Consider the following 23556-nt stretch of genomic DNA (forward strand, 5'->3'; position numbering starts at 1 on the left):
GTTTGCAGCCTAAACGGTTCCTTTTAACTTTGGTCTATTTCAGTAAAGTTTTAGTGCATTTTCTCCATTTTTACAAGCATCAACAGCATTTAAAATAAGATTAATTAAAACTTGCTCAATAAGATGCATATCTATATCTAACTCTAATTTTGGAGACGTAATATTAAATTCTACATGTATGTTTTTAGCTTTTATGGATGGCTCCATAAGACGTTGTATATTATTAAATAGGTCCTCAATTTTAACGCGCTGTAGGTTAAGTTGAGTTACTTTGCTTAAACTGCGATACGTTTTAGCAAATTTTAAAAGCCCTTCACTTCGGTTTTTAATGGTTTTTACACCAGCATTTAAGTCTTCTAATTCTAATCTTGTTTTTTCTGGATGCTCAATAGCAAGTTGTAGATTTTTTTGTAGTGTATCTGCCAAAGATGAAATCGGTGTAATAGAATTCATTATTTCATGTGTCATCACACTTAATAGTTTTTTCCAAGATTCTGATTCATTTTTGTTTAAAGTATCATCAATATTCTGAATGACTATTAACTTAAAAGCATCTTCTTCAACTTGAAAAACCGTATCGGAAATCTTACCAGTTTTAACAGAACAGACGTCTTTTGATTCCCAGAATATCAGTTATAAAGATCAATTAGATACTAATTTAAACACAGTAATTGGTGTGGCTGTTAGTGTATCCCTTTTCAATGGTTTTAGAGCTAAGAATAATGTGGCTTTAGAGAAAATTAAAGTAGAGGAATCTGTATTGGAATTAGAGCGTACTTATCAAGACATTAAGAATACTATTGCTCAGGTACATTTTGATATGGAATCGGCTTATAATAAGCATCAAAGTTTCTTAAAGCAAGTTGAAGTTTATAAAGAATCTTATCGTATAAATGAAATAAGGTTTAATAATGGAGTGTCTAATTTCCTTAATTATATTTCAAGCAAAAATAATTTGGAGAATGCAAAAGTTAACTTGACGAATGCTAAATATGAATATCTTTTACGTGTGAAGGTTTTAGATTATTATAGAGGAAAGTTTTAATTATAAAGTAATACTTGTTTTTCTAATACATTGGGTTTTAAAAAGGAGGAAAATAGTATTCTTGTTTCCCAACGGGCTATTTCAAGTCAGTTCTTCTTTTTTATTTCTGAAAATTGATTAACAATTAATATTTGAAATATTAAACAGTTAGAGACTAAATAAACAGAAACGAATCTTATATCTTTGCTTTTTATACGATACATTTAGTTATGAATTTTAAGTATTTAAGTATTATATGCTTTTTGGTTATCATCTTTTCCTGTAAAAAAAACCAGGAAATGAGGGAACTAACTACAGTCAAAACAAATGATAGTCTGGAAATTAAAGAAAAGGATATTTCAAAAATTAAATACACTGATTATATTCTAGACACTAGAACTGAAAATTTAATGATAAGTTGGGAGGCTTACAAGCAACTGAGTGAGGTTATTAATAACGTAAAAAAGGCCGATTTAAGTTTCTTTCAAAACAACAATAAAGAAGTTAAAGAATTATTAGTCAACTTAAAACAAAACATCCCGAACGATGTAGATAGTTCGTCTATTTTATCAAGAATTTCTGCTTTGGAAACCAAAATTTTAAAACTAGAAAGTTTAGTTAATTTATCTACCACAAGCAAAAAAGAACTACTTGTAAACATACAAGACTTGTTGATCGCGTTTTCTAATTTAAATTTGCAAATGAACAAGAAAATAGAAAACGATAATATTATTATTGAAAAACCATAAAAGGGTTCTTTGGAGCCCGATTAAAAACAGCAATAATAGAGATGAGCAAATATAATTCGAGGTAAATTATATGCGTATTTTAATTGTTATGCTAAGTGCTTTTTGTTTTTTCAAATTCTGCGTTAGCGATTGTAGTGGAAAGCCCGGAGTGAGGTACGAACGAGGACTTGCAACGTAAAGCGCGACCCTTCGGGTAACGCCCAAAACATTTAAAAACTAATCCCTTTTATTTTTTTATACTCCAATATGGCTTTGCTATCTGATAGTAACGAGATGTGATAACACACACTTGAAAGTCTGTTGTATAAACTGGTATCGTTTGCTTTTATAGTTTTTGGCAAGCCTTTTAAAATAAGTTTGTCGTAGTTGGATGCAACGCCTTCAAAGGTATTATTAACAGCGTTGGTATAGGTGTTTAACAGCGTGTTGATAACACCATAACCTGCAATTTCTTTATCAATCACTTCGGTAGATTGGTAAATATTTTCGACACTTATTTTAATGATATCCTTTATTTGTGCATCGTATTTGCTTTTATCTAACAAGGCACAGTCGAAATCACCATTTAAAATGGCTTCTTCATGGTTCATAAAAATATCGACCGTTTCGTTAATAAGACTTCCTATAGCTAAGGCACGCAAATAACCAATACGGTCTTCTCTGGAGGAAAGCGCATAATAATTTTCGGGCTTGATGTTGTGGCGTATTATTTTAGACAGGTACTCTAAAGCAAATTCTTCTTGAATAAGCCCTAGGTTGATGCCATCTTCAAAATCGATGATGGTGTAACAAATATCATCGGCGGCTTCTACTAGAAAAGCGAGCGGATGGCGTGCGTAACTTAGGTGTTTGTCGCTACGTTTTAATAAACCTAATTCGTTCGCAACATCTTCATATGCTTTTTTTTCACTTTGGAAAAACCCATATTTTTTATCGGCTATATGGGTGGTTGGTTTTTTAGGTAAGGATTCTTTTGGGTATTTGGTAAATGCACCTAGGGTAGCATAGCTAAGGCGTAAACCACCACTTCTGCCCACTCTGCTTTCGGTTAGAATTTTAAAACCGTTTGCATTGCCTTCAAAATCGCATAAATCTTGGTATTCTTTTTCTGTTAGTTGGCTTTTATATTGGTTTCCTGCACCCGATTTAAAAAATTCGCCAATGGCTTTTTCTCCAGAATGACCAAAAGGCGGGTTTCCAATATCGTGCGCTAAAGCTGCGGAGGCTACAATAGCCCCAAAATCGTTGGTTTGATAGCCATGTACATTTTGCAAGTGCGGATGCTTTTCCAATAGTTTTTTTCCAACCAAACGCCCCAAAGAGCGCCCCACAACACTTACTTCTAAACTGTGTGTTAAGCGGGTGTGTACAAAATCGGTTTCCGATAAAGGAATCACCTGGGTTTTATCTTGTAAACTTCTAAATTCAGACGAAAAAATAACGCGATCATAATCGACTTCAAAACCTAAACGGGTTTCGTCTTGTTCTTTTCGTATGCGTTTATTGGTGTCGCCAAAGCGTTTTAATGATAATAATTGTTCCCAGTTCATTGTTAAATTTTATGCTTGGGCAAGATAACTAAATTCAGCAAAACTAAAATTGAAAATCTGGTAACATTATGGTAACATTAAAATGATTGTTCTTTAATGTTTAAGTAACATACAATTTAAGTGGATTCGTTTTTTTTGCATTGTTATTTATAATCGCAGCATGAAACATTTAATTTATATTGCCCTATTCCTTTTTACCGCTTTATCCTTTGGGCAAAACACGGGCTTGATCGTTGGTAAAGTTTTAGATAATGAATTGAATGATGCACCATTAGTACTTGCTAACGTGTTGGTAAAAGGAACTTCTATTAATTTAAATACGGATTTAACAGGTGTATTTGTTATAGAAAACCTAGAAGCTGGCGATTATACCTTAGTCTGTAGTTTTGCTGGTTATGAAACCAAAGAAATTAACGTACATGTAGATGCTTTACAAGCTACTGAAATAAAATTATCTTTAGCAGCAAGCACCATATCCTTAAGTGAGTTAGCTTTACTTACTAGCGTAGCACAAGAAGATACTAAATCGACTGCTGTTATAAATTAACACAACTTTTATTATTTAAAAGTAAAATCTTCATAGTTGTTTCTATTCAAAAAAAGAATGGGTTTTTCACTTATTAATATAAACTGAATCCACACATTTTATATACATTATATTTCTGTTCATTAAAAAAAGCAATGTTAAATTAATGTTTAGAAATCAACGATTCGGTAACATTAACATAACGCTTTTGTTACCGTTGTTTAACCTACCCGTAACATCCTATTCATTTTGTGTTTCGTTCTTTGCACCAGATAAAAACTAAAAAAAATGAAAAAATTAACCCTATTGTTTCTGCTATTTACAGCAACAATGTCATACAGCCAAAATACAGGTTCTGTGGTTGGTAAATTAACCGACAAAGAATACGATAATGAACCATTGGCTTTTGCGAATGTATTAATAAAAGGTACTACAAAAGGAACTACATCGGATATTGATGGTTTATATAGTATTGAAAATTTAGAAGCAGGTGCTTATACCCTTGTATTTAGTTTCGTTGGTTATGAAACCCAGGAAATCCAGGTAAATGTTGTTGCGAACAAGGTAACAACCGTAAATGTGCCTATGGGTGCAAGTGCTGCATCCTTATCGGAAATTGTTATCACAACCACAACAAAAAGAGAAAGTGAAACGGCGTTATTATTAGAACAAAAGAAAGCTGTAAGTTTTAAAGCATCAATTGGAGCCGATGAACTTTCAAGAAAAGGTGTTAGCGATGTCGCTACTGCTGTAACCAAAGTAAGTGGTATTTCTAAACAAGAAGGTTCTGGTAATATTTTTGTTAGAGGCTTAGGCGATCGTTATAACATTACAACGTTAAACGGCTTACCATTGCCTTCTAACAATCCTTCAAATAAAAATATTGTTTTAGACATTTTTACTACCGACATTGTTGAATATGTTGGAATAAGCAAAACATTCGAATCTCAAAATTATGCCGATTTTGGCGGTGCAAATATTGATATTGTATCTAAAAAATTCTCTGGAGCGCCATTTGTTACGGTAGGTGTTGGTTTAGGTGCTAATACAAATGTTTTAAAAGTGGATGACTTTTATTTGCAAGATGGTCCATCGTATTTAGGGTTTGATTTTGGAAGCGCACCAAGTAATCCGTTGCTACCTTATAATTATGAAACAAGCTGGGACAGACAAACAAGTAAAAACACCTTTAACAATAGTTATTCATTATCTGCTGGAAAAAAATTCAATTTAGGTGATGAAAGTCGTTTAGGCACCTTTATTACAGCTACTTTTGATGCTGATAATAAATATATTGAAGGGATAAACAGAGGTAACATCAATACCCAAGGTACTATTAATTCTGATTTCTACAAAAAATCATACCAACATAACACCAATACAACGATAATGGGTTCTGCAGATTACAAAGTTAATAATAACAATTCTGTATTATTTACATCGTTATTCTTAAACTCAAGCTCACAAGATTATAGTGAATATGAAGGCACTAATGTGAATTTTGATGGAGGAGCTTCTGGATCAGGTAATCTATCCGGATTTATTAAGCGTGGCACATTCAATAAAACACAGTTATTCATAAACCAATTATTAGGCAAACACAACATTAATGAGCAATGGGAAGCCAATTGGGCCGTTGGTTACAGTATTTTAAATAATGTAATTCCAGACCGTATGCAAAATACTTTTGTTCCTGCTCGTGATGGCTCGCCCAATTATACGTTCTTTACCGATTCTAGTATATATAATCATCGTTATTTTCAAGATTTACAGGAAAATGAATGGTCCGCAAATCTTTCAGTGTCTTATAATTTTAATGAAATAGAGGAAGCTGAGTATAGAGGGAAGTTAACCTTAGGGTATTCTGGAAAGCTAAAAGATATTTCTTTTGATTCGCAACAATACTCGTTTTTTCCAAATTTACTTAACTTCCCCCTTGAAGATATTCATAATATGGATTCTATCCTAAATGCTTCAAACTTTGATTTGACAGATGGAGATAGATCAAGCAAGCTCTCTCAATTTTATAATGGCAATTTAAATATACATGCTGTTTATGGGAATCTGGAATATCAAATATCTGATGAATTATCTGTTATCTTAGGAGCTCGATTTGAACAGATAGACCAAAGTATATATTATGTTACTTCACTTGAACCAAGTGGTGATACGTCTAATTATACTCCTGTTAATTTTTTACCTAGTTTGACTGCAAAGTATAAATTAAATGATAAGCAAAATTTAAAATTTGCAGCAAGTAAAACTTATACTTTGCCACAATTTAAGGAAAAAGTCAAATTATTTTTTGAAGAAGTAACCCAAGGCTATGAAGGAAATCCGAATTTATATGCATCAACCAATTATAATGTAGACTTAGGTTGGGAAATTTTCCCTAGTAATAGCGAACTAGTTTCGGTAACTGCTTTTGGTAAATTAATTCAAAACCCAATTAACGAAATGTTTACCAATTCTTCTTCTGGAAACATTACTTATGCTAATACAGGTGAAAAAGCAACTGTAGTAGGTGCTGAAATTGAATTAAGAAAAAATGTTTTTGAAATCGAAAATGAAAACGATTTAAAACATAAATTATCATTTGGAATAAATGGCTCATACATTTATCACAATCAAGATTTAGATAAAGATAAAGTTTTGGAAGAAAATGGTTTTGGTGCAAACTTTACATTTGATGAGGTGAAGCTGTCTGGAGCATCCGATTTTTTAGCAAATGCCGACATTACTTTTTTAAAGGAATTTGCTAAACATAAAGATATATCTGCAACCTTATCTTATGCTTATTTTTCAGACAAATTAGCTGTTATTGGAACTTCTGGCTTAGGTAATATGGTTGATAAGTCTATAAACAGATTAGATTTCATTATTAAATCTAACTTAACAAAGAATCTAAAACTAGGAGTATCTTATAAAAACATATTAAACCCAATCTATGAAAGGATGTTGGAACAAAGTGAAGTGTCTGGGAGCACAACACCCGATATTTTAGTTAGTTCATACAAAATAGGTTCTGATTTAAAACTTTCGTTAGAATATAAGTTTTAAAAAAAATACGATTTTTAAATTAGCAAAAAGGTGATTGAATATATATTCAATCACCTTTTTGCTTTATACACTTTTATGTAAAATTTATGTTAACTCAAATCACCTTTTTATAAAAATACTTAACAACAAGGTAATAAAGGCTTAACCTATTAAAAACAGTTTGGTGCTTTCTTTGCCACATAAAATAAAACAAAAAATATTCAAAAATGAAAAAATCAATTTTAGCAATAGCAGCAATTGTTACCCTTGCTTTTACAAGTTGTAGTGACGATAATGGATCATCAGATAAAAGTACTTTCGAGTTGAAAGTAGATGATTTAAAAGGAAACATTAATGATGGTACTATTACTTTAGATCCATCTCAAACCTATACTTTAACTGGTGGTTTAGTTGTAAAATCTGGCGCTACTTTAACAATTCCTGCTGGAACTACTATAAAATCAGATCCTACAGTTGGAGTAGATCCAAACACTCTATATATTGCTGTTGAAAGAGGAGCAACAATTAATATTAACGGAACTGCGGCAAACCCTGTAATTATGACTTCAGGGCAAGCATCACCTGAGCAAAGTGATTGGGGAGGTCTAATTATATGTGGTGATGGAAAAGTAAATACAGGAGATAATGGAACATCTGAAGTTGGAGGCTTACTATATGGTGGTAATAACAATGCAGATTCGTCAGGTAAGATTAACTATTTAATAATTAAATACACTGGTTCTAATTTCTCTTCAAGCAAAGAATATAACGGTGTTTCGTTTTTTGGAGTAGGTAGCGGAACTCAAGTTTCTAATATTTACACTTTTGAAAGTGGAGACGATGGTATTGAGTTTTTTGGTGGTGCTGTAAATGCGTCTAATTTAATAATCATAAATTCTTATGATGATTCTTTAGATTTCGCTGATGGATATGTTGGTTCTATTAACAATATATATATTTCAGGGGTTACTAAAGCAGGTATTGAAGGATCAAATAATGAGCAAAATGGTGCCATAACTCCAATGACAGATGCTAAATTATCAAATGTTTCAATTGTAAAAGGAAGTGATGCCAAATTTGGAGCTACTGAGCAAGCTATTAACTTTAAAGATGGTGGTGGAAAACAACTATATACTAATTTATTTGTTTCAGGTATCGAGACATTTGCTAAAGTAGATGCTGGAACTGCTGCAGCTGCAAGAATTGCCGCTGGAGACTTTAAAGTAAATGGTAAAAACTTTGTAAGTGCAAGCAACTTAACTACTGATTATGTTTCAGCTGAAACAGGTGCTGGTTCTGGAGCTACGCTACCTACTTGGGCAGCATGGATTAACAACTAATAAGAAACAATTAGTTTTATATAATTGAAAAGCATCCCATTTGGGATGCTTTTTGTTTTTAGTTTATTTAAAAAAATGTTACTTATTGAATTTCAGATTCTTTTAAACTCGCTATAGCATTGTTGCTATAATCTACTTCTTTTATGGTTTCATTAGTGTAATAAAACCATTTGCCGACTTTTTTACCATTATCATAATTTCCTGAAACTGTTTTTTTGCCTGCTGTATCAAAACTTAACCACTCACCCTGTAATTTACCATCTGTTGTGTAAGTTCCAGTTTGACTTACAACATCATTGTCATGATAATAAACCACTTCAATTAAATTAGTGTCTTTGTTAAGTTTTAAATCTCTCTTTTGTTGTCCAAAAGAAACCACAGTAATTAAAAAGGCAAAAACTAAAATACATTTCTTCATAATTATGGGGGTTTTAACATTATATATCAAATATACAAATTTGTTAACTTTAAAACAACGTCTTGTTAACATTAAGATAACATTGTCATGATAACTGTTTGTTTTTTAGAATATTACCAATGTTAAATTTAACATTGGTAATATTAATAATTACTTAATATTAATATTACAATTAGCTAAACTAAAAGATTGATATTCGCAATGTCTTAAGACATAACAATTAGTTTTTCATATAATCTATTAGTTTTTGTCGACTACATTATCATGATTTCTAATGAGCTGCCTTTGGCCGAGGCAGCTTTTTTTTGTTTTAAACTTAATTATTAGGAAACATTTAGTTAACATTGGTTTTAGTTATTTGCAGCGACAAAAACTAAGAAATAATAATGAAAATTAAATTTTCAATAGTTGCGATATTAATTTATGCAACTACTTCACTGAACGCACAAGAAATTAACGGCTCTAAATTTGGAAAAGGTTTATTAAACATTGTGGGACAAGATAGTTCTTGGACTATGAAAGTTGGTTTAAGAATGCAGTTTTTGTCTCTAGCCAGTTGGGATGCAGAAGATGGCCGCCTAATGAATCCGAATTCTGATTTTTCTGTTAGAAGAGCTCGTTTAAAATTTGAAGGGTTTGCTTATAGTCCAAAACTTGAATATAAATTAGAATTAGGCTTATCCAATGATGATTTATCGGGAGGATCAGTTTACACAGGCAATGCACCTAGGCACATACTTGATGCAGTCGTAAAATGGAATTTTTATAAGGATTTTGTATTATGGGCTGGACAAACTAAATTACCGGGAAATAGAGAACGCGTTATTTCTTCTGGAAATATGCAATTTGTAGACCGTTCTTTACTTAACAGTCGATTTACTATTGATCGCGATATGGGTATTCAATTACATCATCATTTTAATTTAAGTAAAACTTTTGTTGTTAAGGAAATAGTAGCTATATCACAAGGTGAAGGAAGGAATATAACTAAAGGAAATCTGGGAGGACATCAATACACAACCAGATTAGAACTATTTCCTTTTGGTGAATTTACTGATGGAGGTGATTATTCTGGTAGTGATTTAAAAAGAGAAAAAACACCAAAATTAGCATTAGCAGTTACTTATGATTTTAATAACAATGCTGTTAAAACACGAAGTAATCAAGGGGCTTACATGGTTATTGATAATGAGGAAAGCTTTTTTGAAACAAACATCAATACCCTTTATATAGATGCCATGTTTAAGTATCTCGGCTTTTCTTTTATGGGAGAGTATGCCCAAAGAGATGCCAAAGACCCCTATGCTAAAAACAGTGATGGTTCTCTAACAGGGGCAGAAGTACAAGTAGGCAATGGTTTAAACATGCAAGCAGGATACCTTTTTAAATCTAATTGGGAAATTTCAGGACGTTATACAAATATTGAACTCAACAAAACCGTCACAGGTAAAGATGCCGAAAATCAATACACCTTAGGTGTTTCAAAATATATTGTTGGACATAAATTAAAAGTACAATCGGACATCAGCTATCTAGATATTGCTAACAGCAATAACCAATTGTTGTATCGATTACAGTTTGATATTCATTTCTAATAAAACATAACAATTACGTAACTTAGCATTATAAAATACAAAGGATATTTGCAAACTTATTTTTATTTATAACTATGGATAATATATACTTATTAATGATAATTGCCCTAGCGGTATTAGCCATTGCCGATTTAGTTGTTGGCGTTAGCAATGACGCTGTTAATTTCTTGAATTCGGCCATTGGTTCTAAAGGCGTTTCATTTAAAACTATTATGATAGTCGCCAGTGTTGGTGTTGCGGTTGGAGCTGTATTTTCAAGTGGGATGATGGAAGTTGCCAGAAAAGGTATTTTCAATCCTCATGAATTCATGTTTAATGAAATCATGATTATTTTCATGGCCGTTATGATAACAGATATACTGCTATTAGACTTTTTTAATACAGTAGGTATGCCAACATCTACAACGGTTTCTATTGTTTTCGAATTATTAGGTGCTTCAGTAGCTATGGCACTTATTAAAATTGGACATAATGAGGGTACATTTACTGATGTTGTTAATTATATAAATACCTCTAAGGCTTCTGAAATTATTTTTGGCATATTACTCTCTGTAGTCGTCGCTTTCTCAGTTGGGGCAGCGGTTCAATGGGTAGCCAGACTTTTATTATCCTATAATTTTGAGAAAAAAGCTAACTGGGTAGGTGCTCTTTTTGGCGGAATGGCTATTACATCTATCACCTATTTTATTTTCATGAAAGGAATTGGTGGAACCGCATTTGCAAAACAAAGCTTTGCTATTACTGGAGGAGCGACCATTAAAGAATTTTTAGAAACACAAGTGGCGTTAATTATTTTATGCAGCCTTATTGTATGGTCCTTAATTTCTTTTGCTTTAATAAATTATGCTAAAGTTAATATTTATAAACTTATTATCATCATAGGTACCTTTGCGCTGGCTTTAGCTTTTGCAGGAAACGATTTAGTTAATTTTATTGGTGTGCCTATTGCTGGATGGCAGTCTTACAACGCTTGGGCCGGATCGGGTATTGCTCCCGAGGCTTTTAGCATGGGCTTTCTTGCCGATAAAGTACCAACACCCACCATTTTATTAGTAATTGCTGGGTTTATTATGGTTGCCACCTTATGGTTTTCTAAAAAAGCAAAATCGGTTACAGAAACTGAAATCAACTTATCTAGAGAAGGCGACGGGAAAGAACGCTTTCAACCTAATTTTTTATCGCGGGGTTTTGTTAGATTGGCGTTAGGTATTTCACAGATGTCATCCTATATACTACCAAATACTTGGCAAGCTAAAATTGATAAACAGTTTGAAAAACCTGTAATTAATTTAGCAAAATCTAAAACACACGAATTACCAGCATTCGATATGGTACGTGCAGCCGTAAATTTAATGGTAGCCGCTATTCTTATATCATTAGCAACCTCTATGAAACTTCCATTGTCAACAACCTATGTAACATTTATGGTTGCTATGGGGTCGTCTTTAGCAGATAGAGCGTGGGGTGCAGAAAGTGCTGTTTATAGAGTTGCAGGTGTTTTAAATGTTATTGGGGGTTGGTTTTTTACTGCCATTATAGCTTTTGTAGCTGCAGCAGTTATAGCCTACTTGTTAAACTGGAACGTAGACGTTATGGTTCCTGTATTGTTATTGGTAGCTGCTTTATTGTTAGTTAGAAATTATATATCTCACCGAGAAAAAACGAAAGAAGCAAAAGCTGAAGACAGTTTAACAAAAGCTGAAAGCAGCTCTATTCAAGGTGTTATACATGAAAGTGCTAAAAATATTGCCAATGTTGTAAAACGTGGAAATAAAATTTACACCAATGCGATTAATGGATTGGCTAAGCAAGATTTAGCATTATTGAAAAAGAATAAAAAACAGATTGTAAAATTATCTAGTGAGGTAGATGAATTACGTGATAATATTTTCTATTTCATCAAAAATTTAGATGAATCGAGTCTTGGTGCTAGTAATTTTTACATTCACATTTTAGGATACCTTCAAGATATGACTCAGTCTTTAGAGTACATTACTAAGGTTAGTCATAAACACGTTCAAAACAATCATAAAAAACTAAAATTTAACCAAATAAAAGAGTTGAAAGAAGTTGATGAACGCTTTGAAACGTTCTTTAACAATACTCAAAAAGCGTTTAATTCTAGCTCTTTTGAAGAAATTGGCCTTATTTTAGGGAGAAAACAGGAAATTTTAGGATTAGTAACCTCTAAAATCCAAAAACAAGTTGAACGTACTCGTACTGAAGAATCGAGTCCTAAAAACACTACATTATACTTTAGTTTATTACTAGAAACTAAAGATTTATTAAATGCCACTATGAATCTGTTAGAAGAATACCATAATGCACATGATGCTTCGGTAAAACCTGCCACTTTATTACAAAACCCAACAGAATCTAAATAAATATACTTTTCCAAACCAAATAAACAAAGCCATCTTAACTAAGGTGGCTTTGTTTATTTAAATTATTTACTTTTGTATAAATTTAAAAAACATAAAATGATTTCAGCAAACGAGTATTTTGATAGTAATGTAAAATCTTTAGGCTACACAACAGCAACAGGAAGTTCTACCTTAGGTGTTATGAACCCTGGAGAGTATGAATTTGGAACTTCTAAACATGAAATTATGCGTGTTATTGAAGGTGAAATGACAGTTAAGTTACCTGAAACTACTGAATGGGTTACCTATAAAGCTGGGGAAGCTTATGAAATAGATGCTAACAAAAAATTTCAAGTTAAAGTATCGGTACAAACTTCTTATTTGTGCCAGTATAAATAATTTGATTTAAAAATTTCATAAAAAAAGCACCTCAATCGAGGTGCTTTTTTACAACACTTAACTTGAAATTGCTTTCAAATATTTATTCTTAAATAGAATGGGGGCAAATTTATTAAGACCCACACATTAAGCAATCATCTCCTTCTGCAGCTTTAGCTTGAGCTATTAAAGCTTTCATTTCATCGGCACTCATCGGCTCAATTTCCGGAGTTTGTTTTTGGCTTGCAAATTTAATGGCCGTTTTTTCTGCTATATTCTTTTTTTGTGCTGCTTGTGTAGCATCTTGATTTATTACTTCTACCTCTTCTGCTAAGGGTTCTTCGTTTTTAGTGGTTTTTAAAGTAAACTTAATGGCATCTACAGCACTCTTAGTACGTAAATAGTACATACCTGTTTTTAAACCACTTTTCCAAGCATAAAAGTGCATAGAGGTTAGTTTTGCCATAGTGGCACCTTCCATAAACAGGTTAAGCGATTGTGACTGATCAATAAAGTAACCTCTTTGGCGACTCATGTCAATAATATCTTTCATACTTAACTCCCAAACTGTTTTATAAAGTTCTTTAATGTCTTGCGGAATAATATCAATACCTTGAACCGAGCCATTAGCTCTCATGATATCTTGCTTTAAAGCATCGTTCCATAAACCTAACTCTACTAAATCTTCCAATAAATGTTTGTTTACTACAATAAATTCACCCGATAATACACGACGTGTGTAAATGTTAGAAGTATAAGGTTCAAAACACTCGTTATTTCCTAAAATTTGAGATGTTGAAGCTGTAGGCATCGGAGCAACCAAAAGTGAATTACGCACCCCATGTTTTAATACTTGTTTACGGAGTTTCTCCCATTCCCACATACCGCTTAATTCTTCATCTTTCAAATTCCAAAGATTGTATTGGAATTGACCTTTACTTATAGGAGATCCTTCATACGATTCGTACGGACCATCGGCCTTAGCTTCTTCCATACTGGCAGTAACGGCTGCAAAATAAAGCGTTTCAAAAATATCTTGATTTAACTTTTTAGCTTCATCACTTGTAAAAGGCATACGTAACAAAATAAACGTATCTGCCAATCCTTGCACACCAAGACCTATAGGTCTGTGACGCATATTCGAGTTTTTGGCTTCTATTACAGGATAGTAATTTCTATCGATAACTCTGTTTAAATTTTTTGTAACACGTTTTGTAATACGGAAAAGCTCTTTATGGTCGAACTCGCCATTTTTAACAAACATTGGTAGCGCAATGGATGCTAAATTACAAACAGCAACCTCATCTGGAGATGTATACTCCATAATTTCTGTACATAAATTTGAAGAACGGATGGTTCCTAAATTTTGTTGATTCGATTTACGGTTTGCTGCATCTTTATACAACATGTAAGGTGTACCTGTTTCAATTTGAGATTCTAATATTTTCTCCCACAGTTCACGAGCGTTGATGGTTTTACGTCCTTTTCCTTCTGCTTCATATTTTAAATATAATGCCTCAAAAGCCTCACTATGCACTTCATCTAAACCAGGACATTCGTTAGGACACATTAAGGTCCACTTTCCATCTTCTTGAACACGTTGCATAAACAAATCGGAAATCCACATAGCATAAAATAAATCACGTGCACGCATTTCTTCTTTACCATGGTTTTTCTTCAAGTCTAAGAAATCCATAATATCGGCATGCCATGTTTCAATATACATTGCAAAACTTCCTTTACGTTTTCCGCCACCTTGATCTACATAACGTGCCGTATCGTTAAATACTTTTAACATAGGAACAATACCGTTTGATGTACCATTAGTACCCGATATATAACTTCCTGTAGCACGAATGTTGTGTATAGCCAAACCAATACCTCCTGCCGATTGCGAAATTTTGGCGGTTTGTTTTAATGTATCGTAAATACCATCAATACTATCGTCTTTCATAGTTAATAAGAAACAAGAAGACATTTGTGGCTTGGGTGTACCTGCATTAAAAAGTGTTGGTGTAGCGTGTGTAAAATATTTTTTAGACATGAGTTCGTAAGTTTCAATAACCGACTCTAAATCGTCTAAATGAATTCCTACTGCCACACGCATTAGCATATGTTGTGGACGTTCGGCTATTTTACCATTTAATTTTAATAAATACGAACGTTCTAAAGTTTTAAACCCAAAATAATCATAGCCAAAATCACGGTTATATATAATGGTAGAATCTAAAACATCTTTATTTTTCATGATAACCTCGTAAACATCATCGGCTAAAAGCGATGCATCTTTACCAGTTCTGGGATTTACGTAAGTGTACAGGTCGTGCATCACCTCACTAAATGTTTTTTTAGTGTTTTTATGTAAGTTAGACACAGAAATTCTTGCTGCTAGCCTTGCATAATCTGGATGAGCCGTTGTCATGGTTGCAGCAATTTCAGCAGCTAAGTTATCAAGTTCACTAGTAGTAACCCCATCATATAAACCTTCAATAACACGCATAGTTACTTTTAAAGGGTCTACTAATTCGTTTAACCCGTAACACAACTTACGCACTCTTGCGGTTATTTTGTCGAACATAATTTGTTCTTTTCTGCCGTCTCTTTTTACTACATACATATTTTTACACTTTTTTAAGTTTTTCTGATACACCTTCAGAAAAACGGTTAATAGATTATTCCAAATACTATCTAATTGTAATTAGTTTAATATTTAGTTGTTCAGATGGATTAATAAAACTGGTAATTTCTCATTTTACTGAAACTGCTTCAGCGAAAGGGCATGAGAACAACACCTTTATAAATTATAGAAAACTTTTCTCTTAATTGATTTTAATGATTAAAAATCGGCATCAAAAGTAAATTTATCTTTATCTTCTTCTTTATTAAGAACACCAGCTTTTTGGTATTCAGACACACGTTTTTCAAAGAAATTTGTTTTTCCTTGTAAAGAAATCATGTCCATAAAATCGAATGGATTGGCTGTATTATATTCTTTATCGCAACCCAACTCAAATAATAATCTGTCGGTTACAAACTCTAAATATTGCGACATTAGTTTCGCATTCATGCCTATTAAACTCGCTGGTAATGATTCTGTTATAAATTCACGCTCAATATCTAAAGCATCAATTAATATTTCTCTAATTCTATCTTTAGGCACTTTGTTTATCAAATGCTTGTTATGTAAGTGCACCGCAAAATCACAATGTACACCTTCATCACGAGAAATTAACTCGTTTGAGAATGTTAAACCAGGCATTAAACCTCTTTTCTTTAACCAGAAAATAGAACAAAACGCCCCAGAAAAGAAAATACCTTCTACGGCAGCAAATGCAATTAAACGTTCTGCAAAACTTGGAGAATCGATCCATTTTAATGCCCAATCTGCTTTTTTCTTAATTGCAGGGAAATTTTCAAGTGCATTAAATAATAAATCTTTTTCTTTTTCGTCTTTTACGTAGGTATCAATTAAAAGTGAATAGGTTTCACTATGAATATTTTCCATCATGATTTGAAATCCGTAGAAGAATTTCGCTTCACTATATTGTACTTCGCTTACAAAATTTTCTGCTAAATTTTCATTTACAATACCATCACTAGCTGCAAAAAAAGCTAAAATGTGTTTTATAAAATAACGTTCATCGTCATTTAACTTATTTTTCCAGTCTGTAAGGTCTTGATGTAAGTCAATTTCTTCTGCAGTCCAAAAACTTGCCTCCGATTTTTTATACCATTCCCAAATATCATGATGTTCAATTGGAAAAATAACAAAACGATTTTTGTTTTCTTGTAGAATGGGTTCTATTGATTGAGACATTTCTTTTAGTTTTATTTTTTAAAATTAGACAAAAATCGATACCGATTTAGGGAGTAACAAAGATTGAAAAATGCTATTTAAAATGAAAGGTTTAGTTATAAACATTGTCAACAAGTTTTTAACAATTAAAGAATAACGAAACAAAATAAAGTGAACAAATTAAAAGTAATAAATAACTGATTTACAGATTTTTATATTTTTTAGATTTTTAAAAAGTTTGCAGTAAAAAACAAGTTTTTTAATTTTAAACCCCTAATTTTAAAGGTGTTTTAGAGGTTTATTTTAGTTACGACAACTTGTTGGCAATCTTTTCTAATTCCAAATACCAATCTTCGCCAAATTTTCTTATCAAGGCTTCTCTTACAAATTTATAAACAGGAATTTGCAGTTCTTTTCCTAGAGTGCACGCATCATCACAAATTTCCCATTTGTGGTAGTTTACGGCGGAAAATTCGGTGTAATCTTGTATTCTTACCGGATATAAATGGCAAGAAACGGGTTTTTTCCAAGAAATTTCACCCTGATTATAGGCCTCTTCAATAGCGCACAATGCTACTTTTTTTTCATCAAAAATAACATAGGCACAATCGGCACCATTAATTAAAGGCGTTTCTAAATCGCCATCCTCGGAGGTTACATAAACACCTTGAGATTCAATTGCTCTAATACTTTCTTTTCGCAAAAAAGGCTTTACTTTAGGGTATATTGATTTTAATATTTCAGCTTCTTCAGCTTCTAGAGGCGCTCCGGCATCACCATCTATACAGCAAGCTCCTTTACATGCAGAAAGGTTGCACATAAAATCCTTTTTTATAATATCTTCTGAAACGATGGTTTTCCCTAATTGAAACATATGCTGTAAAATTATTTAGTAGGGGGCAAAAATAACTAAACTTTAGCGTTTAATACTATAGTTATTGACTTCAATCTGCTAATTTTGCGACAAATTTAGAATTTGATCAAATTCTAAATTTTTGATTGCTATTTTTACGGGAATAACTATTTTAACGAAAACCTTGAATGAGGGTTTAAGTAATTTAATTTAAAAAGCAAATCCATGAAACTTAATTTTAAAGAAATATTTACTGCTTTTATGGTATTGTTTGCGGTTGTAGACATTGTTGGTAATATTCCAATAATAATTGATTTACGAAAAAAAGTAGGTCATATTAATAGTAGAAGAGCCGCTATTATATCAGGAGTTATCATGATTGCATTTCTTTTTTTAGGAAACAGTATTTTAACCCTTATTGGTATTGATGTGAATTCGTTTGCAGTTGCAGGAGCATTTATTCTGTTTTTCATTGCTTTAGAAATGGTATTAGGTATTACACTTTACAAACATGAAGAATATACGGCTGACGCAGCTTCGGTATTTCCATTAGCATTTCCACTTATTGCTGGCCCTGGAAGCTTAACTACACTATTATCGTTAAGAGCTGAATTTAAAATCGAGAATATTATAGTCGCTATCATATTAAACGTTATTGTTATTTTTATTGTTTTAAAAACATCAAAAACCATCGAACGTTTTTTAGGGCAAAATGGTATTAGTATTGTTAGAAAAGTATTTGGCGTTATATTATTAGCGATTGCGGTTAAACTGTTTGCTCATAATATTAAAGCATTGTTTGAAATAATATAACCTATATAACAAATGAAAATTTTGACCATTATAATTAGTGTGCTTGCTTTAGTGCTTATTGTCTTTAATTTTACTCAAGTAAATTTTGAAGCACCTTTTAAAGGAGAAAGTATGATTGCTTTAATAACTATTTTAGCAGCACTTTGTGCCATTGTTATGATGCTTATTTTAAGAGTTTCTAAACGTATTGAAGAAAAAGTAAAAGAACGCCGCTAATATTAGTATTTTGTCTATTATTATTAATACCAATTGTTTACACTTCGCTTGGGTTTTGGGTCATACAAACGGCAACTGTTTTCCTTGCCCTCAATGGATATTTTTTTTAGTAAACTACTAAAAAAAAAGTATATTTGGCTTCGAATTTAAAAACCCAAAACAAATGAAAAAAACAATTAGCTTAACTTTATTATGTTTTATATTAGTTTTAAACATTTCTTGCGAAAGCGATGATAACGGAGATGGCGACAAACCTAAAATAACAGGATCTCTAAGTGTTGAAGAAGGAAAAAATCAATTAGAAGACAATAGCATTGAATTGTTAAATAAAATAGATGCTTTTAAAAATAATGATGCCTTAAACGAAATTATTGAATTAGCAGAGTTTTTAAATGGTTCTAATGATTCTAAAATAGTTAACTTTAAAAAAACAGCATTTAGTACAATAAACAATATATCTTCTATAGAAGCGTCTAATAAAAGTATTACAACATTTAATGCAAAACAATCTATAGCAATTATTTCTGAAACTCCGCTTGCTGATGATTTTCAAGCAGAAAAAGGGATATACTTATGGAATTCAGATACTGAAAAGTTCGATAAAACAGGTTCAAGTGATGACGTTATTTATAACATAAATTACAATGGTAAAGTTGCTGTATTTAGTTTTACAGATTTTACTACTAAACTTGCTGGAAGTGAAGGCTCTAAAGAAGAAATACCGACTTTAATTAAAGCAAATCTTAAAATAGATAACACGACAGTGTTTACTCAAGCTTTTTCTGCTTCTTTTAAAGATAATCAACTAATTCCTAGCACTATCAATAACACAACCACTATTGGTGGATTTGCATTTGTAACAGATTATTCTAATTCAAGTAACAAAACCATCACTCAATCTTTTGATTTTAAAATTGATGGTGATGTTATTATAGGTTACAGTTACACTGCAAAAGGAAAATTTAATAATGAAGATGGCAACATTGAAGATATAATTGATAGTGTAACATTATCATTTCAATTTTTAGATGCTAATTTATATATAACTGCTAACGATAATAATTTTAATTCGGATAGCGAATTATCTATAGATCAAGAAGTAGCCTTATTAAATAGTAATGTTAATTCAGAATTAAGTATTAATAAAAAATCTATAGCTAAAAGTATATTCTATAAAGACGAAAGCACTTATACCGACTATGTTTTTAACTCAAGTACGCAGAATTTTGAGCTAGTAGAAGTCTCTGAAGATGTTGTTAACATTAAATTTTTATTTGATGATGGCACTTCTAATGATTTTAACACTTATATAGAAGGTTCTTTTACAGAATTAGAAAGCAGATTCGATGCCGTTTTTGAAGCTTATGAAAAGCTTTTTGAAGATATGTAGAAATACATTAGAAAACGAACGTATTAAATAATAAACAGCAAAAAAGGGCTACCAATAAGAAATTATGGTAGCCTTTAGTTTTGGGGTATAATGAATTTTTTAAACACAACATTCTCTCCTGACCAGTAGCCAAAAGCACCATTACTAACATTGCTAATAATTTCATTAGAAAAAGAAGAGTTCCCTATGAATGTAGATTCATCCCCTTTAATTGATTTCCAAAAATCAAATTGTTCTTTTGTAATAGCTATAAGTTGTAACTCAATCACTTCATTAACTTTAAGTTTATTTTCTCTTTCTCCATCTTTTTTTATTTCTACATAGGTAACTATAAGCGGAAATGTATCTGTAGAAAAATTTTCTGTGTTAAATATAAAAGGTTTCGCAAATGAAAACTTAGCTTCCTTTTCGTTTTTAATTAATACTTTGAAATACCTAACAGACTTAACATTATTATTAATCGTTAATTTAATATCTCTATGATCTGGTTGATTAACTCCATCCTTAATTGATTTTAAAAAATCAATTTCCAATACTTCCAGTTTTTCTGGCAAGGTCGTTTTAGATGTAAACACTTTGTCTCTAATTGTTATAGATAAATCATATTGCTTGCCTAGTTCTCCTTTAATAATATTACTTCTATAAAACAAAAAAGGAAATTTAGAGTCTTCTCTTTTTAAGGTTAATATTTCAGTAACCTCTCCGTTAGAAAGCTCAACTTTAGCTTTAGTTTCAATAGATTTAGCAACCTCTAAAGAGTCAATAATACCATCAAAGGGCAAACTATTTGTCAAGTATATTTCTGCAAATCTATTTTCCATAATTGCTCCTTCAACAGTAAGCTGATCTGAAAATGAAGCATCAATTTCGTTATCTATGCAACTTGACAGAATTATTAGCAAAAAAATAAATTTTTTCATATCAATTTAATTTAAAAAGAAAACAGCCAGTTTAGCGTAGGTAAAAGCGGGAAAAAATTATCCCTTTTTTCTATGATTTCTATGAATGAGTCATCTGCATTACCATCCGTAGCGAAATATATTTGAAACGGATTATTATTATTGTAAGCATTATATAAGGTTAAATTTAATTTTGAATTCCACTTCCCTTTCTGTTTGAAAGAATATGTACAAGATAAATCCAAACGGTGGTAATTAGGGAAACGTGAGGCATTTTTAGATTCAAAATTAACGATAGGACGTTCGCCTACAATTCTAATATCTTTAGGTCTGGTATAATTTTGACCGCTAGTAAATAAGAATATAGTTCCTAACTCAATCCTATCATTTAATTTATAGCTTACAATAGTGTTGAAGTTTATGGGTCTGTCAAAATTTGTTGAGAAATAATTCCCCTGATTTATCGCATCAAATTGAGCAATGGTTTTAGATAGCGTTAGTGCGGCTTGCGCTGTAAGTTTGTTTATTTTTTTATTAATGCTTAATTCTAAGCCATAAGAGTTAAACTTTCCTGCTACTATATCTTCATAGATATTGTTAGAAAATAAATTATTAATTGACCCATTCGAAAATTCAGTATAGTTAGAAACATTTTTAAAAAATAGTGCACTGTTAAATTGTGTTCCATTTTCCTCAAAAATATAACTCAAACTTAATTGATTTGAAACTTGAGGCTTTACATCTTTATTACTTATCACAAAAAAATCTGCAGGCAAACTAAATGAACTAAAAGAGGCTTGGTGAATAAATTGGTTTAATTTTTGGTAACTAAATTTGAAAGCTTGATTATCTTTAAATTGATACTTAACACTTAATCTAGGCTCTAAGCAGTAAAACTTATCATTAGTTACCAAAGCATTAGATTCTGTTATATATGTTGTAAAACGTAATCCTGATTTAACTTTTAATTTATCATAAATCTGAAATTCCAGATCTCCAAACAGACTAACATCATCAAATTTATAAGTTTCTTGATTTAAAATTTCTAAAGGGGAATTGTTTATGCTAGCTTGAACACGTTTAGGGAGTATTTTATTTTTATTATAAGATGCCCCAATCTTAAATAGATAATTGGTTTTATCCCATAAAAAATGATGATTTAAATTCAATACATTATAGGTACTATTTGCATCATAATCAAAAATAAAATCATCGCTTCCAAATGAAAACTTATAGAAACTATTACTAAGTGTTGTTTGAGAACTAAAACTATTAGAAAATTGGTGTGTGTAAGTGGTTCCTAATAAAAAATTACCCCACTTCAACTTTCTGTTTCTCCCTTTAGTTTTGTCTTTATAATTATCTTCTGTTAAATACAGAGAGGTTTCTAATTTATCCCTTGATGTTAAACTTAAAGAATGTTTTACAAAGAAATCGTGTAACGAGTAGTTACTATCTTTCCCAAGAACAGAGTCATCTTTCCCAAAAATAGGTTTGAAAAGTTCTAGATATGTTCTTCTGCCCGATATTAACAAACTATTACTATTATCAATTTTTATATTACCTGTTAACTTTGTAGATAATAAACCTAAGCTTCCATTAAAATAAGTACTATCAGGCGCTTTTAGTGTTTTTATATCTGTAATAGAAGATAATCGACCGCCATAACTAGCATCAAAACCAGCTTTAGAAAATTCTAAAGAATGAACAAAATCAGAATTTATAGCCGAAAATAAGCCTCCTAAATGAGATGTGTTATGCAAATAGATATTATCTAGTAAGGTTAAATTCATACTGCCATTGCCACCCCTTACTAAGAGCCCCGATTGACCCTCAGTGGCCTGCTGAACCCCAGGAGTATATTGAATTAGTTTAATAACATCTTTTTCTCCTAAAATAAAAGGTAGGCGCTCTATATCTTTTTGTGAAAAATAAATTTGACCTGGAACTACTTTTTTTAATTGACTGCTTGAAAAAGTTCTTATTGTTACTTCTTTTAATAAACTAATTTCAGGTTCCAAATAAATAACATCACCTATATCATTAACAGTTATATGCAATGGACTATAGCCAATTTTAGATAAAATTAGGATAGAACTATTTGCAATATTGTCTAAATAAAAAAAACCATCCTCATTTGTATAAGTTCCTTTATCTGTGCCCTGTATTCGAATAGAAACATCCAAAACAGGTGTATTTTTTTCAAAATCAAATACTTTGGAAGTAATAGAATTTTGAGATGTTGCTTTACCTAAAAAAATAAAAACGAATGAAACAATTAAGCATTTTGTACGGTACATCTTCTATTTTAGGTAATGATTTAAGGACTAAAAATTTTTAATAAAGCGAACAAATTTAAATACTATTTTTGACATAAATAATCTTTTGCGTGAGAGATTATATCTGATTTTTAAGCTTCAAAATATCCTGTTTATAAAACGCTTTATTTAATAGCGTACTAGTTAATGTTTTAGGGAATAGTACGAAGTTGCTGGAACATGGAAAATCAGTCTCATTAAGTGTCCTCTTTGCAAGGGATAGATGATTTTTTTTGCAAAATGTTAATAAAAAACATGTTGAAGTGTATGATGAGATTAGATAAAAACG

Annotated in this window: 19 protein-coding genes; 11 read left to right on the forward strand and 8 right to left on the reverse strand. The window is 31.4% G+C overall.

Features of this window, described 5'->3' with window-relative positions:
• Positions 1-39: 39 nt before the first annotated feature.
• Entirely contained in the window at positions 40-468 is a 429-nt protein-coding gene (locus tag QLS71_RS07465) for a hypothetical protein (protein ID WP_308991658.1), read from the reverse strand.
• A 160-nt stretch (positions 469-628) separates the two neighbouring features.
• Between QLS71_RS07465 and QLS71_RS07470 the strand changes: the two genes are divergently transcribed.
• Positions 629-1045: a TolC family protein gene (locus tag QLS71_RS07470; protein WP_348636628.1), complete on the forward strand. Its 417-nt coding sequence runs from the start codon at positions 629-631 to the stop codon at positions 1043-1045.
• 278 nt (positions 1046-1323) lie between these two features.
• Positions 1324-1773 (forward strand): hypothetical protein, encoded by a 450-nt coding sequence (locus tag QLS71_RS07475; RefSeq protein WP_308991657.1) that lies wholly within the window; start codon positions 1324-1326, stop codon positions 1771-1773.
• A gap of 209 nt (positions 1774-1982) precedes the next feature.
• Here QLS71_RS07475 and dgt read toward each other — a convergent pair whose 3' ends face one another.
• Entirely contained in the window at positions 1983-3323 is a 1341-nt protein-coding gene (gene dgt / locus QLS71_RS07480; RefSeq protein ID WP_308991656.1) for a dGTP triphosphohydrolase, read from the reverse strand.
• A gap of 160 nt (positions 3324-3483) precedes the next feature.
• On the opposite strand from dgt, the gene QLS71_RS07485 reads away from it, so the two are divergent.
• The 3 genes from QLS71_RS07485 to QLS71_RS07495 all read left to right on the forward strand — a co-directional run bounded on the left by QLS71_RS07485 (position 3484) and on the right by QLS71_RS07495 (position 8228).
• Entirely contained in the window at positions 3484-3870 is a 387-nt protein-coding gene (locus QLS71_RS07485) for a carboxypeptidase-like regulatory domain-containing protein (protein WP_308991655.1), read from the forward strand.
• A 267-nt stretch (positions 3871-4137) separates the two neighbouring features.
• The gene (locus QLS71_RS07490; RefSeq protein WP_308991654.1) at positions 4138-6909 is read left to right on the forward strand and encodes a TonB-dependent receptor; all 2772 of its coding nucleotides are present in this window, start codon (positions 4138-4140) and stop codon (positions 6907-6909) included.
• 206 nt (positions 6910-7115) lie between these two features.
• Positions 7116-8228 (forward strand): hypothetical protein, encoded by a 1113-nt coding sequence (locus QLS71_RS07495; RefSeq protein ID WP_308991653.1) that lies wholly within the window; start codon positions 7116-7118, stop codon positions 8226-8228.
• Between the two features lie 82 nt (positions 8229-8310).
• Here QLS71_RS07495 and QLS71_RS07500 read toward each other — a convergent pair whose 3' ends face one another.
• A complete protein-coding gene (locus QLS71_RS07500; RefSeq protein ID WP_308991652.1) occupies positions 8311-8646 on the reverse strand; it encodes a nicotinic acid mononucleotide adenyltransferase in 336 nt (111 codons plus the stop codon).
• 386 nt (positions 8647-9032) lie between these two features.
• Between QLS71_RS07500 and QLS71_RS07505 the strand changes: the two genes are divergently transcribed.
• From QLS71_RS07505 to QLS71_RS07515, 3 genes are all read left to right on the forward strand, one after another.
• Positions 9033-10241: a porin gene (locus QLS71_RS07505; protein ID WP_308991651.1), complete on the forward strand. Its 1209-nt coding sequence runs from the start codon at positions 9033-9035 to the stop codon at positions 10239-10241.
• A gap of 74 nt (positions 10242-10315) precedes the next feature.
• A complete protein-coding gene (locus QLS71_RS07510) occupies positions 10316-12625 on the forward strand; it encodes an inorganic phosphate transporter (RefSeq protein ID WP_308991650.1) in 2310 nt (769 codons plus the stop codon).
• A gap of 96 nt (positions 12626-12721) precedes the next feature.
• Positions 12722-13003 (forward strand): pyrimidine/purine nucleoside phosphorylase, encoded by a 282-nt coding sequence (locus QLS71_RS07515; RefSeq protein WP_308991649.1) that lies wholly within the window; start codon positions 12722-12724, stop codon positions 13001-13003.
• A gap of 112 nt (positions 13004-13115) precedes the next feature.
• On the opposite strand, the gene QLS71_RS07520 is transcribed toward QLS71_RS07515, so the two are convergent.
• The 3 genes from QLS71_RS07520 to QLS71_RS07530 all read right to left on the reverse strand — a co-directional run bounded on the left by QLS71_RS07520 (position 13116) and on the right by QLS71_RS07530 (position 17652).
• On the reverse strand, positions 13116-15599 hold the full coding sequence (locus QLS71_RS07520) for a ribonucleoside-diphosphate reductase subunit alpha (protein WP_308991648.1): 2484 nt from the start codon (positions 15597-15599) through the stop codon (positions 13116-13118).
• Positions 15600-15818: 219 nt separating this feature from the next.
• Positions 15819-16799, reverse strand: coding sequence for a ribonucleotide-diphosphate reductase subunit beta (locus tag QLS71_RS07525; RefSeq protein ID WP_308991647.1), 981 nt, complete (start codon positions 16797-16799; stop codon positions 15819-15821).
• A 286-nt stretch (positions 16800-17085) separates the two neighbouring features.
• Entirely contained in the window at positions 17086-17652 is a 567-nt protein-coding gene (locus QLS71_RS07530; RefSeq protein WP_308991646.1) for a DUF3109 family protein, read from the reverse strand.
• 204 nt (positions 17653-17856) lie between these two features.
• Here QLS71_RS07530 and QLS71_RS07535 point away from each other — a divergent pair, with 204 nt between their 5' ends.
• From QLS71_RS07535 to QLS71_RS07545, 3 genes are all read left to right on the forward strand, one after another.
• A complete protein-coding gene (locus tag QLS71_RS07535) occupies positions 17857-18444 on the forward strand; it encodes a MarC family protein (RefSeq protein ID WP_308991645.1) in 588 nt (195 codons plus the stop codon).
• Between the two features lie 12 nt (positions 18445-18456).
• The gene (locus QLS71_RS07540) at positions 18457-18660 is read left to right on the forward strand and encodes a hypothetical protein (RefSeq protein WP_308991644.1); all 204 of its coding nucleotides are present in this window, start codon (positions 18457-18459) and stop codon (positions 18658-18660) included.
• 163 nt (positions 18661-18823) lie between these two features.
• Entirely contained in the window at positions 18824-20050 is a 1227-nt protein-coding gene (locus QLS71_RS07545; RefSeq protein ID WP_308991643.1) for a hypothetical protein, read from the forward strand.
• A 74-nt stretch (positions 20051-20124) separates the two neighbouring features.
• On the opposite strand, the gene QLS71_RS07550 is transcribed toward QLS71_RS07545, so the two are convergent.
• Entirely contained in the window at positions 20125-20970 is an 846-nt protein-coding gene (locus tag QLS71_RS07550) for a DUF4249 family protein (RefSeq protein ID WP_308991642.1), read from the reverse strand.
• Between the two features lie 11 nt (positions 20971-20981).
• Entirely contained in the window at positions 20982-23249 is a 2268-nt protein-coding gene (locus QLS71_RS07555) for a TonB-dependent receptor (protein ID WP_308991641.1), read from the reverse strand.
• Positions 23250-23556: the final 307 nt, after the last annotated feature.

The sequence above is a fragment of the Mariniflexile litorale genome (genome assembly GCF_031128465.2).
Lineage (GTDB): Bacteria > Bacteroidota > Bacteroidia > Flavobacteriales > Flavobacteriaceae > Mariniflexile > Mariniflexile litorale.

Coding starts and splice junctions, on each gene's coding strand:
- QLS71_RS07545 (WP_308991643.1), top strand. CDS start 18,824: ATGAAAAAAACAATTAGCTTAACTTTATTATGTTTTATATTAGTTTTA.
- QLS71_RS07505 (WP_308991651.1), top strand. CDS start 9,033: ATGAAAATTAAATTTTCAATAGTTGCGATATTAATTTATGCAACTACT.
- QLS71_RS07520 (WP_308991648.1), bottom strand. CDS start 15,599: ATGTATGTAGTAAAAAGAGACGGCAGAAAAGAACAAATTATGTTCGAC.
- QLS71_RS07540 (WP_308991644.1), top strand. CDS start 18,457: ATGAAAATTTTGACCATTATAATTAGTGTGCTTGCTTTAGTGCTTATT.
- QLS71_RS07500 (WP_308991652.1), bottom strand. CDS start 8,646: ATGAAGAAATGTATTTTAGTTTTTGCCTTTTTAATTACTGTGGTTTCT.
- QLS71_RS07510 (WP_308991650.1), top strand. CDS start 10,316: ATGGATAATATATACTTATTAATGATAATTGCCCTAGCGGTATTAGCC.
- QLS71_RS07515 (WP_308991649.1), top strand. CDS start 12,722: ATGATTTCAGCAAACGAGTATTTTGATAGTAATGTAAAATCTTTAGGC.
- QLS71_RS07475 (WP_308991657.1), top strand. CDS start 1,324: ATGAGGGAACTAACTACAGTCAAAACAAATGATAGTCTGGAAATTAAA.
- QLS71_RS07495 (WP_308991653.1), top strand. CDS start 7,116: ATGAAAAAATCAATTTTAGCAATAGCAGCAATTGTTACCCTTGCTTTT.
- QLS71_RS07465 (WP_308991658.1), bottom strand. CDS start 468: ATGACACATGAAATAATGAATTCTATTACACCGATTTCATCTTTGGCA.
- QLS71_RS07525 (WP_308991647.1), bottom strand. CDS start 16,799: ATGTCTCAATCAATAGAACCCATTCTACAAGAAAACAAAAATCGTTTT.
- QLS71_RS07550 (WP_308991642.1), bottom strand. CDS start 20,970: ATGAAAAAATTTATTTTTTTGCTAATAATTCTGTCAAGTTGCATAGAT.
- dgt (WP_308991656.1), bottom strand. CDS start 3,323: ATGAACTGGGAACAATTATTATCATTAAAACGCTTTGGCGACACCAAT.
- QLS71_RS07530 (WP_308991646.1), bottom strand. CDS start 17,652: ATGTTTCAATTAGGGAAAACCATCGTTTCAGAAGATATTATAAAAAAG.
- QLS71_RS07535 (WP_308991645.1), top strand. CDS start 17,857: ATGAAACTTAATTTTAAAGAAATATTTACTGCTTTTATGGTATTGTTT.
- QLS71_RS07490 (WP_308991654.1), top strand. CDS start 4,138: ATGAAAAAATTAACCCTATTGTTTCTGCTATTTACAGCAACAATGTCA.
- QLS71_RS07555 (WP_308991641.1), bottom strand. CDS start 23,249: ATGTACCGTACAAAATGCTTAATTGTTTCATTCGTTTTTATTTTTTTA.
- QLS71_RS07485 (WP_308991655.1), top strand. CDS start 3,484: ATGAAACATTTAATTTATATTGCCCTATTCCTTTTTACCGCTTTATCC.